At 67.1% G+C, this 15,799-nt stretch carries 16 protein-coding genes and 1 pseudogene; 14 read left to right on the forward strand and 3 right to left on the reverse strand.

Annotated elements, in window-relative coordinates; all coding sequences use genetic code 11:
• Positions 1-122 precede the first annotated feature (122 nt).
• Positions 123-1,562, reverse strand: coding sequence for an RICIN domain-containing protein (locus tag ACTWQR_RS18300; protein WP_443228160.1), 1,440 nt, complete (start codon positions 1,560-1,562; stop codon positions 123-125).
• A gap of 595 nt (positions 1,563-2,157) precedes the next feature.
• Between ACTWQR_RS18300 and ACTWQR_RS18305 the strand changes: the two genes are divergently transcribed.
• The 5 genes from ACTWQR_RS18305 (at position 2,158) to ACTWQR_RS18325 (ending at position 7,891) form a co-directional block, all read left to right on the forward strand.
• Positions 2,158-4,500 carry an alpha-L-fucosidase gene (locus ACTWQR_RS18305; protein ID WP_443228161.1) on the forward strand — a complete coding sequence of 781 codons (2,343 nt, stop codon included), beginning with the start codon at positions 2,158-2,160 and terminating at the stop codon, positions 4,498-4,500.
• Between the two features lie 562 nt (positions 4,501-5,062).
• Positions 5,063-5,686 carry an NAD(P)-dependent oxidoreductase gene (locus ACTWQR_RS18310; RefSeq protein WP_443228162.1) on the forward strand — a complete coding sequence of 208 codons (624 nt, stop codon included), beginning with the start codon at positions 5,063-5,065 and terminating at the stop codon, positions 5,684-5,686.
• A gap of 20 nt (positions 5,687-5,706) precedes the next feature.
• Positions 5,707-6,057: a putative quinol monooxygenase gene (locus tag ACTWQR_RS18315; protein ID WP_443228163.1), complete on the forward strand. Its 351-nt coding sequence runs from the start codon at positions 5,707-5,709 to the stop codon at positions 6,055-6,057.
• Between the two features lie 73 nt (positions 6,058-6,130).
• A complete protein-coding gene (locus ACTWQR_RS18320; RefSeq protein WP_443228164.1) occupies positions 6,131-6,589 on the forward strand; it encodes a nuclear transport factor 2 family protein in 459 nt (152 codons plus the stop codon).
• Between the two features lie 138 nt (positions 6,590-6,727).
• Complete coding sequence (locus ACTWQR_RS18325; protein ID WP_443228165.1) at positions 6,728-7,891, forward strand: GDSL-type esterase/lipase family protein; 1,164 nt, start codon at positions 6,728-6,730, stop codon at positions 7,889-7,891.
• Here the strand turns inward: ACTWQR_RS18325 and ACTWQR_RS18330 are convergent.
• Positions 7,888-8,268: a winged helix-turn-helix transcriptional regulator gene (locus ACTWQR_RS18330; protein WP_443228166.1), complete on the reverse strand. Its 381-nt coding sequence runs from the start codon at positions 8,266-8,268 to the stop codon at positions 7,888-7,890. The two genes, ACTWQR_RS18325 and ACTWQR_RS18330, sit on opposite strands and share 4 nt — an antisense overlap.
• A gap of 104 nt (positions 8,269-8,372) precedes the next feature.
• Here ACTWQR_RS18330 and ACTWQR_RS18335 point away from each other — a divergent pair, with 104 nt between their 5' ends.
• The 7 genes from ACTWQR_RS18335 (at position 8,373) to ACTWQR_RS18365 (ending at position 13,617) form a co-directional block, all read left to right on the forward strand.
• Positions 8,373-8,996, forward strand: a complete 624-nt coding sequence (locus tag ACTWQR_RS18335; protein WP_443228167.1) for an NAD(P)-dependent oxidoreductase — start codon at positions 8,373-8,375, stop codon at positions 8,994-8,996.
• Positions 8,997-9,088: 92 nt separating this feature from the next.
• Positions 9,089-10,039 (forward strand): NmrA/HSCARG family protein, encoded by a 951-nt coding sequence (locus ACTWQR_RS18340; protein ID WP_443228168.1) that lies wholly within the window; start codon positions 9,089-9,091, stop codon positions 10,037-10,039.
• 281 nt (positions 10,040-10,320) lie between these two features.
• Positions 10,321-10,737, forward strand: coding sequence for a nuclear transport factor 2 family protein (locus ACTWQR_RS18345; RefSeq protein ID WP_443228169.1), 417 nt, complete (start codon positions 10,321-10,323; stop codon positions 10,735-10,737).
• A gap of 215 nt (positions 10,738-10,952) precedes the next feature.
• The gene (locus ACTWQR_RS18350; protein WP_443228170.1) at positions 10,953-12,032 is read left to right on the forward strand and encodes an MBL fold metallo-hydrolase; all 1,080 of its coding nucleotides are present in this window, start codon (positions 10,953-10,955) and stop codon (positions 12,030-12,032) included.
• 90 nt (positions 12,033-12,122) lie between these two features.
• Positions 12,123-12,305, forward strand: a complete 183-nt coding sequence (locus ACTWQR_RS18355) for a hypothetical protein (RefSeq protein ID WP_443228171.1) — start codon at positions 12,123-12,125, stop codon at positions 12,303-12,305.
• A 17-nt stretch (positions 12,306-12,322) separates the two neighbouring features.
• Positions 12,323-12,892 (forward strand): NADPH-dependent FMN reductase, encoded by a 570-nt coding sequence (locus ACTWQR_RS18360; RefSeq protein WP_443228172.1) that lies wholly within the window; start codon positions 12,323-12,325, stop codon positions 12,890-12,892.
• A complete protein-coding gene (locus tag ACTWQR_RS18365; RefSeq protein WP_443228173.1) occupies positions 12,889-13,617 on the forward strand; it encodes an SDR family NAD(P)-dependent oxidoreductase in 729 nt (242 codons plus the stop codon). Before ACTWQR_RS18360 ends, ACTWQR_RS18365 begins: the two co-directional genes overlap by 4 nt.
• 299 nt (positions 13,618-13,916) lie before the next feature.
• On the opposite strand, the pseudogene ACTWQR_RS18370 reads toward ACTWQR_RS18365, so the two are convergent.
• Positions 13,917-14,048: pseudogene (locus tag ACTWQR_RS18370) on the reverse strand (transposase); the annotation flags it as partial.
• Between the two features lie 82 nt (positions 14,049-14,130).
• Here ACTWQR_RS18370 and ACTWQR_RS18375 point away from each other — a divergent pair.
• Positions 14,131-14,589 (forward strand): MarR family winged helix-turn-helix transcriptional regulator, encoded by a 459-nt coding sequence (locus ACTWQR_RS18375; RefSeq protein WP_443228284.1) that lies wholly within the window; start codon positions 14,131-14,133, stop codon positions 14,587-14,589.
• Positions 14,590-14,693: 104 nt separating this feature from the next.
• Complete coding sequence (locus ACTWQR_RS18380; RefSeq protein ID WP_443228174.1) at positions 14,694-15,788, forward strand: NAD(P)/FAD-dependent oxidoreductase; 1,095 nt, start codon at positions 14,694-14,696, stop codon at positions 15,786-15,788.
• Positions 15,789-15,799: the final 11 nt, after the last annotated feature.

A 15,799-nucleotide genomic window follows, 5' to 3' on the forward strand; every position in this document is an offset into this window, starting at 1 on the left:
CGCCGGCCTGAGCCTCTACCAGGTCGTCCGCGAGCTGCAGACACTCCTCGCCCTCTGGACCGGTGCCTGCCCCACCTGCCACCACGACATACCCACACCAATACGCACCTGACCAAGCCCTACTAGGCGGTGCGCCGCTGGAACTGCTGGTTGGTGCCGGTGCTGCAGCGCCACTGGATGAGGCGGGCACCGTTGGCGGTGGACGCGTTGTTCACGTCGAGGCACTTGCCGCTGTGCCGGGCCATGAGGCGGTAGTAGCCGTTGCCCTGGTCCTGGAACTGGAACTGCTGGTTGGTGCCGGTGCCGCAGCGGTACTGGTTGACGAACGCGCCGTCGGCGGTGGAGTTGTTCGCGACATCCAGGCACTTGCCACTGTGCTGGGCGAGGACGCGGACGTATCCGTCACCCGCGTCCTGCAGCCGCCACTGCTGGTTGAGGCCGCCGATGCAGGTGTACTGGACGGCGATCGCGCTGTCGGCGGCTGAGTTGTCGGAGATGTCGAGGCACTTGCCGCTGTGCCGGGCGACCAGGTCGTAGTAGGGGCCGCCGCCCACACCGCTGACCGTGCCGGCGGCGGTGTCGAGGGCCACCTGCGGGTACCACGGCAGGTTCATGGTGGTCCTGGTGGGGAAGGTCAGCGGGAGCCAGACGTACTGCGAGTCGTTGACCGTGCCGTCCATGGAGTTGCCCCAGCGGTCGCCCATGTAGAGGTATGAGGTGCCCGAGGTGCCCTGGACGGGCAGGACGAACGTGGTCTGGGAGCCGTAGCCGGTGGCGTCGCCGGTGTCGGCCATGGCGGTCCAGGGCCCGGCGATGCTGGTGGCGGTGGCGTACCTCTGCTGGTTGGGCTTCCAACCGCTGTTGCCGGAGGTGAGCATGAAGTAGACGCCGTTGCGTTTGAACAGCGCGGGGGCCTCTCGGAAGGCGCCGGCCCAGGGGTTGGCGGCCAGGGTGTCGTAGCCGGTGTAGTCGGCGGTGAGCTTCCAGATTTGCAGGTCGGCGTTGCCGGCCGCGGAGGTGATCTGATAGGCGGTGCCGTCGTCGTCCTTGAACAACGTCATGTCCCGGGACGTCGTGCCGCTCGGCGGCCGGAAGCTGCCCTGCCAGGTGTAGTCGCCGTCGATGGTGTCGGAGACGGCGACGGCGGCGCGGGCCTGGTTGTAGTCGCTGCCGTTCTCCTTGTGCATCCACAGGACGTACTTGCCGGTGGTGCTGTTGAAGATGACCTTGGGGCGCTCGATGTTGGCGACGGCCAGTTCGGGGTCACTGGCCTGGGTCAGGACGTTGTTCCTGAACTCCCACGTCTTCAGGTCGGTCGAGCGGTAGGCGGAGACGGCCTTGAAGGTGTTGTCGGCGTTGCGGTTCTCGCCGAACCAGTAGTAGGAGGTGCCGACCTTGATCACCCCGCCGCCGTGGGCGTGCACCACGGCTCCCGTGGTGTCGGTGAACTGCGTCGCGTTGGTGACGGTGACCTGGGCGGCCTGGGCGGGGGACCCGGTGATGAGCAGTGCGGACACACTCGTGATGGCGGCTAGCACCAAGGTGAGGGCGCGTCGGAGCATCAGGTTTCCTTCTGGAAGAGGTGAAGGGCCGGGCGGGCGATGAGGTCCGGTACCGGCGGTGAGCGGCACGGGGCGCATGCCGCCCAACGGCCGCGTCCGCAAAGGGCGGACTGAGGCCGGGGCATCACTTACGGGGTCGATCCGCAGAGGGCCGACGGATCGGGCGAGGACACGGCGACCGTGTCGGCACGGTGCAAAATGTTGGGTTGTGTGCGGCTCCGTCGGAGGACGCTAGATGTGAAGTCGCCCTTCGTCAATGATCCGGACGGGATCGGCGGGGCCCGCCCGCCCGGAAGGCGGGTCTGGAAGACGGCAAGATCCCCACGGCCTGAACGGCTGGCTAGACATCCTAGGTATTGAGTGCTGACGACTTGCGGATGATCGAACATCAGGTGACGAGTAGGGGTTTTGCCTCATCCTCTGGACATATCTGGGTTTCATGCCCGTTAATACATCCGATGTCCATGCCAGGCGAGGTGCACGCTTCCCAGCGGCTCCCCTGCAGCCACCTGTCGGTGAACATCCCATCTGTCCGGCCCGGATGCTGAGCCGCAGAAGGTCCGTGCTGTCCTGTGGACACTGAGGAGAGATCCAGTTGTCAGAACCGATCACTCGACGAAGAGTGCTTGCCGGTATCGCGGCCATGACGGTCGCCGCCGCTATCACTCCGACACTGGCGATACCCGCCCACGCTGCCACCACCACCGGTGAGCCGCTGCCGCTCCCGCCGCTGCGCATCCCCAAGATCGACATGGGTGTCGAGCAGCAGTCCAACGAGAAGATCCAGTGGATGCAGGATGCCAAGCTCGGCATGTTCATCCACTGGGGCCCCTACTCCGGCCCGGCCAAGGGCGAGTGGTACATGGAGAACGCCGCTGTCACGCCGGAGAACTACAAGAAGTACGTCACCGACGCCACCAGCGAGCAGTTCACGGCCAGCGCCTACGACCCCGCCGCCTGGGCACAGCTGGCCAAGGACATGGGCGCGAAGTACACGGTGCTCACGACCCGCCACCACGACGGCTTCGCCATGTGGCCTTCCACCCACGCCAACGCCTGGCACTCCGGGCAGGCACCGCTGCAGAAGGACTTCGTCGGCCCGTACGTGACCGCCGTGCGCGATGCCGGGCTGAAGGTGGGCCTGTACTTCTCGCCGCTGAGCTGGCGATACCCGGGCTACTACGACGTCTACGGCACCAACTGCCTGACCAACAAGTGGGGCTATGCCACCGATCCCGCGCACAAGGAGAACGCGCGGATCATGAAGGACGAGGTGTACCAGCAGGTCAAGGAGCTGGTCACGCAGTACGGCAAGATCGACGACATCTGGTGGGACGGCGGCTGGCTGGGCCAGCAGGGCTCGGACCGGGACGCCGCGTTCTTCTGGGAGCCCGGCCAGTTCCGTGACACCGCCAACGAGTGGCCGGTGGACTCCGCCTCCGGCGACACCGACGCCGCCACCGGCAAGCCGCTGGGCCTGACCGGCCTGGTGCGCAAGCACCAGCCGGACGCGGTCACCACCCTGCGCTCCGGCTGGATCGGAGACTTCGCCAGCGAGGAAGGTCCCTCCGTTCCCTCCGGTGCGATCCGCACCGGCAAGGTGGCGGAGAAGTGCTTCACCATCGGTGGCGCCTGGGGCTACAAGGCCGGCACCAGCGTGATGAGCTTCGGCACGGCCATGAACCTCCTGGTCAACGCCTGGGTGCGGAACATCACCTGCCTGGTCAACGTCGGCCCGGACCGTACCGGAGCTGTGCCCACCGCCCAGGCGGACCTGGTGCGCAGGATCGGTTCCTTCATGACCACCTGCGGCGAGGCCGTGTACGGCACCACCGGTGGCCCCTGGCAGCCTCTGGACGGCAAGTACGGCTACACCTACAAGGGCAGCACCTTCTATGTCCACCTGCTGTCCGGCTACAGCGGCACCTCGTTCACCACCCCGTCCATCGGGGACGCGAACGTGACCCGGGTCTTCGACGTGGCCTCGGGCACCGACCTGTCGTACACCGTCAGCTCGGACGGCAAGGTGACCGTCACCGGGATCAACCGCACCCGCATCCCCGAGGACAGCATCGTCGGCGTCACGCTGGACCGGACCGTGCAGCCGGCCGACATCGCCGTGGGCAAGACCGCCACCGCCAGCAGCGCGGAGACATCCAAGGGCAACACCGCGGCCAAGGCCGTCGACGGCTCCACCGCCACCCGCTGGTGCGCCAGCAACGGCAGCGCCGGGAACTGGCTGAAGGTGGACCTGGGAGCGGCCAAGTCCCTCACCGGCGCCCGTATCGCCTGGGAGCTGGACGGCACCAACTACCGGTACCGCATCGAGGGCTCCACCGACAACGCCACCTGGACGACCCTCGTCGACCGCACCGACACCACCAGCACCAGCCAGGTGCAGACCGTCGTGCTCAGTGCTCAGGCCCGCTACGTACGGGTGACGGTCACCGGTATGCCCTCCGGGATCTGGGCGTCCATCCGCAACCTGGAGCTCTACGACCGGCCCTTCACCGCGGACCTGGGCACCTTCAGGCTGGTGAACCGCAAGAGCGGCAAGGTGTTGGACGTCAACGGCGCCTCCAGCGCCGATGGCGCCGGCATCATCCAGTGGCCTTCGACCGGCGGCACCAACCAGCAGTGGAAGCTGCTGCCGAACAGCGACGGCTCCTACCGGTTGTCCAACGTCCGCAGCGGCAAACTCCTGGAGTGCCCGAGCGGTTCCGCGCAGGGGACACAGCTCGACCAGTGGGCCGACACCGGCGGTGACCACCAGTGGTGGAAGCTGGTCGCCGCGACCAGCGGCTACTACCGGCTCGTCAACGTCGGCAACGGACGGTGCGCCGACGTCAAGGACGCCTCCACCGCGGACGGCGCCCAGGTCATCCAGTGGCCGTCCACCGGCGGCTCCAACCAGGAATGGCAGCTCATCGCCCTGTAACCGTCCTGTGAACGGCGTCCAGTGAGGGGACCGGTGCCGCCGCATTGCGGCACCGGTCCCTCACCACGGTCGAGCACGCTCCTTGTGCCCCCTTCTCACCTCTTCGCGGACCGACGGCTTCGTGACCGGAGACGGTGAGTACGGAGCCATCCTCCGGGGGCGCCCACCCTGGAGAAGCTCGTCGGCAACCTGACTTCCGAGCGTTACGTCCGGCTGGGGGCGACCGCCTTTCATGTGAACGAACCCGCACAGTACGACTACCGCGCGCTACGCCTTCACCGCGGGCGACCACGAGGCGATCGACCCCCAGACAGCACGCCATCTCGGCCTGGTCGACGCATTGGTTCAAGGCGCATGTCGGCGATCAATTGCAGCAGAAGCGCTGGTGGCGGCGGTGGAGGGACCTCGGCCGGCTGCCTGCCCACCGACGTTTCCCCACCCCGCCCATCGCTGGTCAGCACGGTTCCCGAGAGAAACTCAAGGATCGTTGAAGTAACCAGTACCCGGTGGGTACCTTCCTGGTCGACGGCGCTTTTGAGAGCGTTTCAGGGAGGCCATTGATATGCGGATCGTGTTGTTCGGAGCCACTGGGATGATCGGCAGCCAGGTCGCCGCCGAGGCGCGCAGACGGGGGCACGAGATCACCGGCGTCACTCGCGGCGGGAAGAACGGCACCCGGGCGGCGGACGCGAGCGACCCCGATACCGTCGCGCGACTGGCGTCCGGCCAGGACGCGGTGGTGCTGGCGGTGTCGCCGCCACGCAGCGGCAGCGAGTCCACCGAGTCACTCCTGGAGGTGGGCCGGGGCGTACTGGACGGCGTGCGCAAGGCCGGGGTGGGCCGCCTGGTCGTGGTCGGCGGCTCGGGCGCCGTCGAGGTGGCGCCAGGTGTACGGGCCGTCGACGCCACCGGGTTCCCCGAGGAGTTGCTGCCGCGCGCACTCGCCCAGATAGCGCTGCTCGAACTCATCCGGGACAGCGCCGATGACCTGGAGTGGAGCTACATCTCCCCACCCATGGTGCTGGAGCCCGGTGTTCGCACCGGTGCCTACCGGACAGGCGGTGACCAGTTTCTCGTCGACAGCAAGGGTGACAGTCGGATCAGCGTCAAGGACTACGCGGTCGCCCTCGTCGACGAGCTGGAGAAGGGGGCGCATATCCACCACCCCATCCACGTCGCATATTGATTGAAAAGAGTAGGGGCAAGGTGGACAAGGAAAGCATCTTCGTGCGCGTACGGTTCGATGTCCGAGAACAACGGCACGAAGAATTCGAGAAACTGGTGGTCGCGCTGCGCCTGCAGGCGAACGACGAGCTGGGCACCAAAAGCTACCGGTGGTTCTCGGCCGAGGACGGCAGCTATCTGGTGATCGAGGAGTACGCCGACTCCGCGGCGGCCATGGCGCACATGGAGCGTGCGGCGGTACTGCTGGAGCGGTTGACGGAATGCGCGGCAGTTGGATCCGTGGAACTCCACGGGCCGATCGAGCCCGAGCTTCGGGAATGGGTGGGGTCGAATCCGCAGCCGACCACGTTCACGGACTTCCCCGGCCATTAGGGCATCGAAGACGTACTTCCCCGGCCACTGGGGCTCCGAAGACTGAGACAAACGCTTCAAAAGGAGATGAACAATGCTCAAATTGGTCGATGCCAATGATCACCGAGCCGTCCGCAACCTGAACAACATCGTGGACCTTCACGAGGTGATGATCAACCAGAGGCGGCCGGCAGAAGCCGTGGCGCAGTTCCTGGACCCGGGTTACATCCAGCACGACCCTCTCCTCAGCACTGGCGCAGAAGGCCTGTCGAGTTTCTTCGACAACGTCCTCAAGGACCGCCCGCACGCTCGTTGGGTTGGGCATCGCATCATCGCGGTGGATGACTACGTGTGGGTTCACTCGAACTTTCTCAATCTCTTCAACGACGATCCGGACGACACGGGGATCGCCGGCGCGGACATTTTCAAGATGAACGCCGAAGGCAAGGCGATCGAGCACTGGGAGGTCCTGCAGATCGTAGGCACTCCGGAAAACGCTGCGCCCTGGTTTGCGCCGGATCTCCAGGCTGCCAACAAGAACGGACTCTTCTGAGTTCGAAGTGAGATAGAAGCGAGTTCAAAAGCGGCCCGCCATGCACGGTCATCGACCACGGCACCATGGTCTCGTGCATGGCGGGCCGCATTTCGCAGTCGCGCTGCCGCAGCGCGGCACGTCACGACCGGAGCTTCCATGACCACTTCGTCCGCCGTCTGGATCGCCGCCCACCGATCCGCCGTCATCAATCCCCACAAGGACTTCACCCTCTTCGAACTTCGCGGATTCGCCGACCAGACCGTACGCCAGCCGCTGCGAATCGCCGGCGGAGGCGAGGCCCTGCGTATACGCCTCAGCAACCGTTACGGAAAGGAGCCACTGGAGATAGCCGGCGCACACCTCGCCAGGCGCACCGAAGCAAGCGCGATCGTCCCCGCAGGCGACACCGTGCTGCGCTTCGCGGGCGCCGACACTGTCACGATCGGCGTGGGAGACGAGGTCGTCAGCGACCCCGTCGAGCAGAAGGTGAGCGCGGGGGAAGAACTCGCCCTCAGTCTCTATCTCCCGCACGACACGGGCTTGACCACCTACTCGGCGGTCCCCTACGACGTCGGGTACGCGGTCCCCGGCAACCAGCTCACCGCCGCGTCCTTCACCGCCGCCGAGGAGCTGGCCACCGGGCACTTCCTCACCGGTGTCGACGTTCTCGCCCCGGAAGGCACCGCCATCGCCGTGGCCTTCGGGGACTCCTGGATCGAAGGCTTCGCCACCACGCCCGGCGCCGACAACAGCTTCCCCGCTCAGCTCGGCCGTCGTCTCCCTCACGGTTGGATCGTCAACCAGGGCATCTCCGGCAACCGGCTCCTCACCGACGGCATCGGCGAACACCTCCTGGCCCGTCTCGAACACGATGTGCTCGACGTGCCCGGCGTCAGCCACGTCCTCATCCACATCGGTCTCAACGACCTGGGCGTGCCAGGCACCCAGTCCTTCCCCGAACCCCCGGTCCTGCCGGCCCTCGACGACCTCATCGCCGGCTACACAATGCTCGCCGACCGCATCCACGCCGCCGGCCTCGTCGCCGTGGCGGCCACGCTCGGCCCCTACGAGGGAACGGTGTACGACGGTGCGGACAACCTGGCCGGTCAGGCCCTGCGTCACCGGATCAACGCCTGGCTGCTCGGCCCCGACCGGCCCTTCGACGCCGTCCTCGACATCGCCGCCACGGTCGCCGACCCGGAGCGACCCGATCGGATCCGCGAGGAGTACAACAGCGGCGACGGTCTCCACGTCAACGACGCCGGCGCGAAAGCCATCGCCGACGCCGTCGACCTGTCCTTGCTGCGGCTCGGTGATTAGCCCACGAACTCGTCCGCGGAGCGGGTGTCGTGGGCCTTGCGCAGGGAGAGGACCTCGTCCACGTGTTCCGCGGCCCAGGCGTTGATCGGCTCCATGACCGGCCGTAGGGAGTGGCCCAGCAAAGTCAGTTCGTACTCCACGCGGGGCGGGACCTCGGCGAAGACCGTCCGGGTGAGCAGGCCGTCGCGTTCCATGCCCCGCAGTGTGTGGGTGAGGACCTTGGGTGTCACGTGATGAAGCAGTTCGCGCAGTTCGCTGAACCGCTTGGGTCCGTCGCTCAGCTGCAGCACGATCAGCACCGACCATTTGTCACCGATGCGGTCGAGCACCAGCCGGGGCGGGCAGCAGATATCCGGGTCATTGGCAGCAGCCTTCATATCCGAAGGGTACTTAAGGATCGTTGAAGTAACCAGTACCCGATGGATACCTTCTTGGGGACGGCGTGCGTGCGGCACGCACGACGATTTCTAGGGGTCATGACATGCGCATCTTGCTGTTCGGAGCCGCCGGGACGATCGGCAGCCGGATCGCCGCCGAGGCGGGCGAGCGGGGCCACGAGATAACCGGGGCCACGCGCAGCGGGAAGGATGGCACCCTCGCGGCGGACGCGAGCGACGTCGACACCGTCGCACGTCTGGCCGCCGGCCATGACGCGGTGGTACTGGCGGTGGCACCGCCACGAGACGGCATCGAGGCCCCCGAGTCCCTGCTGGAGGTGGGCCGCGGCGTACTGCACGGCGTACGCAGGGCAGGGGTGCGTCGCCTGGTGGTGGTGGGCGGCGCGGGCATCCTGGAGGTCTCCCCTGGTGTACGGGTCGTCGACACCCCCGGCTTCCCCGAGGACTTCCTGCCGCGGACCCTCGCCCAGGTGGCGCTGTTCGACCTTGTCCGGGGCAACGCCGACGACCTGGAATGGACCTACCTCTCCCCGCCCGCGATGGTCGAGCCGGGCGAGCGCACGGGCGCGTACCGGATAGGCGATCACCAACTGCTCACCGACGGCGAGGGCAACAGCCGCATCAGCACCGAGGACTACGCCGTCGCTCTCGTCGACGAGTTGCAGAGGGGTGAGCTCACCCGCCGCCTCGCCCACGTCGCGTACTGACCGGTTCACACGAAGGTAAAAGTTGACACGTCACCATGATGTGTCGCGTTAGTTGACAATCAACTCGGGTTCTAGCGGCAGAGGCAGTGGACATGAACGAGAAGAAGGTCATCGCGGTCACTGGAGCGACGGGAGCCCAGGGCGGCGGTGTAGCGAGGGCGATCCTGGCCGACCCGAATTCGGCTTTCGCGGTCCGCGCACTCACCAGGAACCCCGACTCGCCCGCCGCCCGGGAACTCGCCGCCCTCGGGGCCGAGGTCGTGCGGGCGGACTTCTACGACGAGCCGAGCGTGCACCAGGCGTTCGAAGGTGCCTACGGCGCCTTCCTGGTCACCAACTTCTGGGCGCACGGCTCGGCGGCGAAGGAGACCGAGGAGATCAACGTCCTGGTACGGGCCGCCAAGGCCACAGGACTGCGGCACGTGGTGTGGTCGACGCTGGAGGACACCCGCGAGCTGCTGCCGCTGGAGGACGAGCGGATGCCCGTTCTCCAGGACACGTACAACGTGCCGCACTTCGACGCCAAGGGCGAGGCCAATGACCTGTTCCGGCAGGCAGGGGTGCCGACGACCTTCCTGAACGCGGCCTTTTTCTTCAAGAACTTCGTGACGGCCTTCGGTCCGCAGCGCGGCGAGGACGGTGTACTGACACTCGCCCTGCCCATGGAGGAGGGCAAGCTGCTCTCCGGAATGGACCCCGACGACATCGGCCCGATCACTCTCGCCCTTTTCAAGGGCGGCGAGAGGTTCATCGGTGAGACCGTCAGCGTGTCCGGCGACCATCTGACCGGCGCGCAGTACGCCGCGAAGTTCGAGACCGCGCTCGGCGAGCCGGTGCGCTTCCGGTTCGTGCCCTTCGACGTCTTCCGCTCCCTCGAGGTGATGGGCGCCGAGGAGTTCGGCAACATGTTCCAGTACTTCAGCGACTTCGACCGGGAGATCACCGGCGCCCGCGATCTGGACAAGGTGCGGAAGCTCAACCCGGCGCTCAAGAGCTTCGACGCCTGGCTGGCCGACAACGTCTCCAAATTCAAGGTGAGTTGAGCGGTCCCACAGGCGCTCTCGTCCGGGAACCAGTCCACCAGTCATGAGGAACCAGCCGTGGCTGACCGGCCCGAGGCGGTCCCTGCACCGCAGTCCCTGTCTCCAACCGCCGGGCCGCACCCACCGACGTCCGGCGACACTGCCCTGTCGTTCCTGTTGACCCGGCTCCCGGCCGGCGTCGACGTCCGGCGGCCAATGCGGTACCCACGGGCGGCCCCCCGATCCCCTGGCGCTTCGCCGTCGATATCACCTGTTTCCCTGCCAAATGATCGGAGCGAATGATGAGCGACACCCTTACCGCCGTCGACCTGTTTCGGCGCAGCCTGGACAGGTTCCTCGCCAAGGACATGAAGGGCTGGACGGACCTGTGCGCCGAGGACGTCGTCGCCGAGTTCCCCTTCGCCCCCGAGGGCTCGCCGACGCGGCTGGAGGGCCGCACCGCCGTCTATGAGTACCTGCGCGGCTACCCCGACGTCATCGACGTGGCCAAGATCCCCTCGGTGAAGGTCTATGCGACCGACGACCCGAATGTGGCCATCGGGGAATGGAGCGCCTCCGGCCGGGTCCTGGCCAACGGGAATGCCTACGAGATGTCGTACGCCACCTTTGTCACGTTCCGGGACGGTCTCATCGTCAACTACCGCGAGTACTGGAACCCGCAGGCGTTCCTGGCGGCCCTGGGCGGCGGAGGCTTCTAGACGGGGACGATTCGGAGAGATCACCGAATCCTGATCGGTGTCGGCCGACCCGCCCTGATGCGGACGCTGTTGGTAAAGCGGGCCGGCTGATGCCGCCTGCCCGGGGGAGTGGTCCCTGCCGCGCCACCCGAGCACCCTGTGCACCCGGCCTGTCCGTGCAGCCGAAGTAGTCGAACTCTGCGTCACGCACATCTTCTTCGTGAGGGAAAGTCGGAATGACAACTACACAGTCGGAAACGCCCGGTACCAACCGTCGCCTCTTCCTGGCGGCAGCGGCCGCCGCGGCTCCCGTCGCGCTGGCGCTGACCGCGGGGGTGACTCCCGCGGCCGCCTCGGCCCCAGCCGCCGCCGCTGACGATCTGCCGGACTTCGCCCCGGTTCCCGCGTCCGCCCTCGGCCCGGCGCTGAACAGCCAGGGCTACTACGTCGGACGGGTCAAGAAAAACCTGTACTGGGTCACGGACGGCACCTACCAGGCCGCGTTCCTGACGACCCGCGACGGCGTCGTCCTGTTCGATGCTCCGCCGACCATCGGCCACAATCTCCAGCGCGCCGTCGACGAAGTAGCCGCCGCCAACGGCGTGAGCAACAAGGTCACCCACCTGGTCCACTCCCACCACCACTCGGACCACATCGGCGCTTCCTCGCTGTTAGGGAAGAACGTCGTGCGGGTCGGGCACGAGGAGAACCGCAGGCTCCTGCGGCGCGACAACGACTCCGCCAAGCCCGCGCCCGACGTCACATTCAAGGACCGCTACACCCTGCACGTGGGCGGGGAGCGGGTCAAACTGACCTGGCACGGCCCCAACCACTCCCCGGACAACATCTTCATCCAGTTCCCCGACCACGACACCCTGATGCTCGTGGACGTCGTAACTCCCGGCTGGGCACCCTTCGGCAACCTCAACTTCAGCGAGGACGTGGCCGCATACGTCAAGGCCCCCGACACGGCCCTGGCATATCCTTGGAAGCACCTCATCGCCGGGCACATGGGACGTCTCGGCAAGCGGGCCGACGTCACCGTGCACCAGGCGTTCATCGCCGACCTCACCGAGTCCATCAAGCAGGCTCTGGGCACCGTTGACACAGCCCCCTACGCCGCCCGTTACGGGAACAACACCTGGGCCATGGTCAAGGTCTGGCTGGATGAGGTGTGCCGCACGGCGGCAGCTCCCGTCGCCGCCAAGTACACCGGTGTCCTCGCCGCCGCCGACGTCTTCGCCACCACCAGTGCCTTCTCGCTCATGGAGTCCCTCCGCCTGGACTTCGGATACGGCAGCCAGATCCACCCCTGACGGCCGGAGCCGAGGCTGGTCACGCGAGCCGGTTGCGCCTTGAGCAACCAGGCCCTTCACCGGCTGGCATTCCGGGCGCTTTTCAGCGCCGTGAGCCCGCCCGTCCCTCCCATCCGCGGGAGGGGGAGGGCGGGCACCACCGGTGGGGACCGCGGCGCCGACCCGGTCGGGAGCGACGCCGACGGCATGGTGCTGCTCGCGGCACCACCACCGCTCACCACGAACGACGCCGCGCCCGGCAGGGAACCCGCGGAGGCGGACGGCGTCCCGTAGACAAGGAAGACACCACCATGGCCGATCTGAAGATCGCCGTCATACTGGGCAGCACCCGACCGGGCCGCAACGGCAAGGGAGTTGCCGACTGGGTCGTGAGCAAGGCGGCCGGACGCTCCGGAGCGGACTACACCCTCATCGACCTCCTCGACTACCCGCTGCCCCACCTCGACGAGGCGGCGCCGGCGTCCATGGGGCAGTACGCCGGCGATCACACGAAGAACTGGGCCACCACGATCGCCGGCTTCGACGGATTCGTCTTCGTCACGCCCGAGTACAACCACTCCACGTCGGGCGTGCTGAAGAACGCCATCGACTATCTCTACGGCGAGTGGAACAACAAGGCCGCCGCGTTCGTCTCCTACGGAGCCCTCGGCGGCGCCCGCGCCATCGAGCACCTGCGCGCCGTCAGCAGCGAACTGCAGATCGCCCACGTACGCCAGCAGTTGAGCTTCTCGTTGTTCAGCGACTTCGAGAACTACTCGTCTTTCGCCCCCCAGGCGCTGCACGACGACGCGGCCACCACCCTTTTCGACCAGCTCGAGGCCTGGGCCGGGGCACTCAAGGACTTGCGGCAGGCAGCATGAGTGACACCGGGACGGCAGTGAACAGAACAGAGCACGGCGACCAGCGAGTCGCCGTCGTGACCGGGGGGTCCGGAGCGATCGGGTCCGCGATCGTCACGGCCTTGCGTGCGGCCGGCCTGAACGCCCTGTCGCTCGACCGGCACGGCGACGTGTCCGGCGACCTCTCCTCCGAGGCATCGACCCGAGCGGCCGCCGCACAGATCCTCGAGCGGTACGGGCGCTGCGACGTGCTGGTGCACTGCGCGGCGGCGTTCGACCAGGCCACGCTGGCCGACGTCGACGTGAGCAGGTGGCGCCATGTGCAGAGCGTCAATGTGGAGTCCGTGCTGTGGCTGAGTCAGGCGTTCACGCCAGGGATGGCCGAGCGTGGGTTCGGCCGCATCGTCCTCATCACGTCGGACACCGTGTGGATGCCGCCCGATCCCGTTCTGCTGCCCTACATCACCAGTAAGGCAGCGCAGTTGGGCATGATGCGCGTGCTGGCCCGCACTCTGGGCCCCTCGGGCATCTCCGTCACGGCTGTTGCTCCCGGCCTCACCGACACGCCCGGTTCACGCACCGTCAACAGCGACGAGCAGTTCGAGGCCGTTGTGGCCCAGCAGGCTCTGGCCCGCCGACTCGTTCCCGAGGACACCGCCGCGGCCGTGACCTTCCTGGCCTCGGACAACGCGGCAGCGATGACCGGCCAGGTGCTGTGCGTCGACGGCGGCCTGGTCATGCGCTGACACGGCCGACGTCCTGCACGGTCTGGGACGACGGACCTCGATCCACGCCGACGACCCACCGGGTCCGGGACTGGAGACTCTCATGACAACCATGCCGGTGATCCTGCTCGACGGGCAGCGTCGGATCGTCCTGTCGGAACGGCCCGTGCCCACTCCCGGGACCCGGACAGGTTCTGGTGGACGTGGACCTGTCCGGGATCTGGGGCAGTGACCTGCACACTCCCGACCTGCCCCAGGTCTACCGGGGCGGCTTCACGCATTGAGGCGGTGGAAGTTCATCGCGGTGTCGTGAGCTGCTGCTGTAGCCGGGCTTCGGCCAGGCCGTGATACCGGCTTCGCCGCAGGCCGAAGCACCGGACACCTTGGGAGATGGTGCCTTCGACACCGGCCCGGTGTGCGTACTGCTCCTTCCACTCCTGAGCCTGTTGTACCTCCTGGCCTGTAGTTCGCTGCACGAACTATCAGGATGTTCGGTGTTACCCTGGCCTGGTGGATAAGCGTGATAGTGACCAAATCGGGATTGTGGCCGCGCTGGTGCAGTGCTCGTTCCTGGTGAACGCGGTGTACGCCGAGTCCGGCCGAGAGTACGGAGTGACCCCACAGCAGGGGCAGTTGCTGTGCGTGCTGATGGCAAGGCCCTACGGTATGGGCGAGTTGGGGGCGACGCTGCGGCTGGCCAAGTCGAGCCTCACCGGCCTGGTGGACCGCACCGAGCGCAACGGCCTGGTCCGGCGCGAGGCGGACCCGCGGGACACGCGTGCGGTGCGGGTCGCTCTTACCACCCAAGGAGCCAAGCTGGCAAGGGAGTTCTACGACGAGACCTGCAGGCGGATCGAGGAGCTGCCCGCGAGCCTGGACCCGGCCGAGCGTGACGTGCTCGCCGGCCTGCTGGGCCGCGTCGTACTGGACAACGAGGTTCCGATCCTCTTCGCGGCACCGGGGGAGGGGAGACTCGCCGACCGCACGCCCTGAGGTTCCGATGCCTTGTTCCATGGAAGAGGGTTGCAGTTCGTAGTGCGAACTAATACTGTTCGTGTCACGAACTACAACCCTTTCTCTCTGTGGAGCTTCTCATTATGAGTCGTACAGTGGCAGTCATCGGTGGAGGCTATGGGGGCGCCGCGGTCGCCAAGGCGCTGCAGTCCGAGGCCGATGTCGTTCTGATCGATCCCCGGGAGGCCTTCGTCAACGCGGCCGCGTCACTGCGGGCGCTGACGCGGCCCGACTGGGCGGGCAGCATGTTCTTCCCCTTCGAGACGCTGCTCACGCGGGGCAAGGTGATACGCGACCGCGCGGTCTCGGTGGACCCCGGCGGTGTCACCCTGGCCTCCGGTGAGCATGTCGCCGCGGACTACATGGTGTTGGCCACCGGCTCCAGCTACACCTACCCCGCCAAGCCCACGTCCGACTCCGTCAGTGAGGCGCTTGACGACCTGCGCCGGACGCACAAAGAACTGCGCCAGGCCGACAAGGTGCTGATTCTCGGCGCGGGCCCGGTCGGGCTCGAACTGGCAGGGGAAATCAAGGAAGTCTGGCCCGACAAGCACGTGACGATCGCCGACCCGGCCGGGGAACTGCTCCCCGGGTTCCAACCGGAGGTGGTCGAGGACCTGCGCGGCCAACTCGACTTACTCGGCATCGACTTACGCCTCGAAACCGCCCTGACGGCGCCGCCGGGCACCGAGCCCGGACTGGCCGGCGGCTTCACTGTCACCACCAGCGGCGGCGACGAGATCCCCGCCGACATCTGGTTCCGCGCTTACGGGAGGCGCACCAACAGCGACTACCTCGCGGACGGCAAGCTCACCACCCGTACGCCGCAGGGCCAGGTTCCCGTGACCGAACTCCTCAATGTCAAGGGACACGAAAACGTGTACGCGGTCGGCGACATCACCGATGTCGCGGAGGCCAAGATGGCCGGCTACGCGATGCAGCACGCCGAGGTGGTCGCCAAGAACATCAACGCCCAGCTGAAGGGCGAACAGCCCACGGCCACGTACCAGCCCCTGCCCTTCCCCATGATCCTGCTCCCGCTCGGCCCGAAGAGCGGCGTCGGCCAACTGCCCTCTCCCGATGGCCCGTTCGTCGCGTCGCCCGAGATGGTGGCCGAGTACAAGGGAGCGGACCTGTTCACCGGCCGCTTCATCGGCCAGTTCGGCCCCACCGCCTGAAGGGCTGGAAC

The sequence above is a fragment of the Streptomyces sp. 2A115 genome (genome assembly GCF_052245575.1).
Taxonomy (GTDB): domain Bacteria; phylum Actinomycetota; class Actinomycetes; order Streptomycetales; family Streptomycetaceae; genus Streptomyces.

Bases quoted from the DNA above. Each gene is read 5' to 3' on its own strand.
- ACTWQR_RS18300 (WP_443228160.1), bottom strand. From the start codon at position 1,562: ATGCTCCGACGCGCCCTCACCTTGGTGCTAGCCGCCATCACGAGTGTG.
- ACTWQR_RS18310 (WP_443228162.1), top strand. From the start codon at position 5,063: ATGCGGATCGTGTTGTTCGGAGCCACTGGGATGATCGGCAGCCAGGTC.
- ACTWQR_RS18320 (WP_443228164.1), top strand. From the start codon at position 6,131: ATGCTCAAATTGGTCGATGCCAATGATCACCGAGCCGTCCGCAACCTG.
- ACTWQR_RS18325 (WP_443228165.1), top strand. From the start codon at position 6,728: ATGACCACTTCGTCCGCCGTCTGGATCGCCGCCCACCGATCCGCCGTC.
- ACTWQR_RS18330 (WP_443228166.1), bottom strand. From the start codon at position 8,268: ATGAAGGCTGCTGCCAATGACCCGGATATCTGCTGCCCGCCCCGGCTG.
- ACTWQR_RS18335 (WP_443228167.1), top strand. From the start codon at position 8,373: ATGCGCATCTTGCTGTTCGGAGCCGCCGGGACGATCGGCAGCCGGATC.
- ACTWQR_RS18340 (WP_443228168.1), top strand. From the start codon at position 9,089: ATGAACGAGAAGAAGGTCATCGCGGTCACTGGAGCGACGGGAGCCCAG.
- ACTWQR_RS18345 (WP_443228169.1), top strand. From the start codon at position 10,321: ATGAGCGACACCCTTACCGCCGTCGACCTGTTTCGGCGCAGCCTGGAC.
- ACTWQR_RS18350 (WP_443228170.1), top strand. From the start codon at position 10,953: ATGACAACTACACAGTCGGAAACGCCCGGTACCAACCGTCGCCTCTTC.
- ACTWQR_RS18360 (WP_443228172.1), top strand. From the start codon at position 12,323: ATGGCCGATCTGAAGATCGCCGTCATACTGGGCAGCACCCGACCGGGC.
- ACTWQR_RS18365 (WP_443228173.1), top strand. From the start codon at position 12,889: ATGAGTGACACCGGGACGGCAGTGAACAGAACAGAGCACGGCGACCAG.
- ACTWQR_RS18380 (WP_443228174.1), top strand. From the start codon at position 14,694: ATGAGTCGTACAGTGGCAGTCATCGGTGGAGGCTATGGGGGCGCCGCG.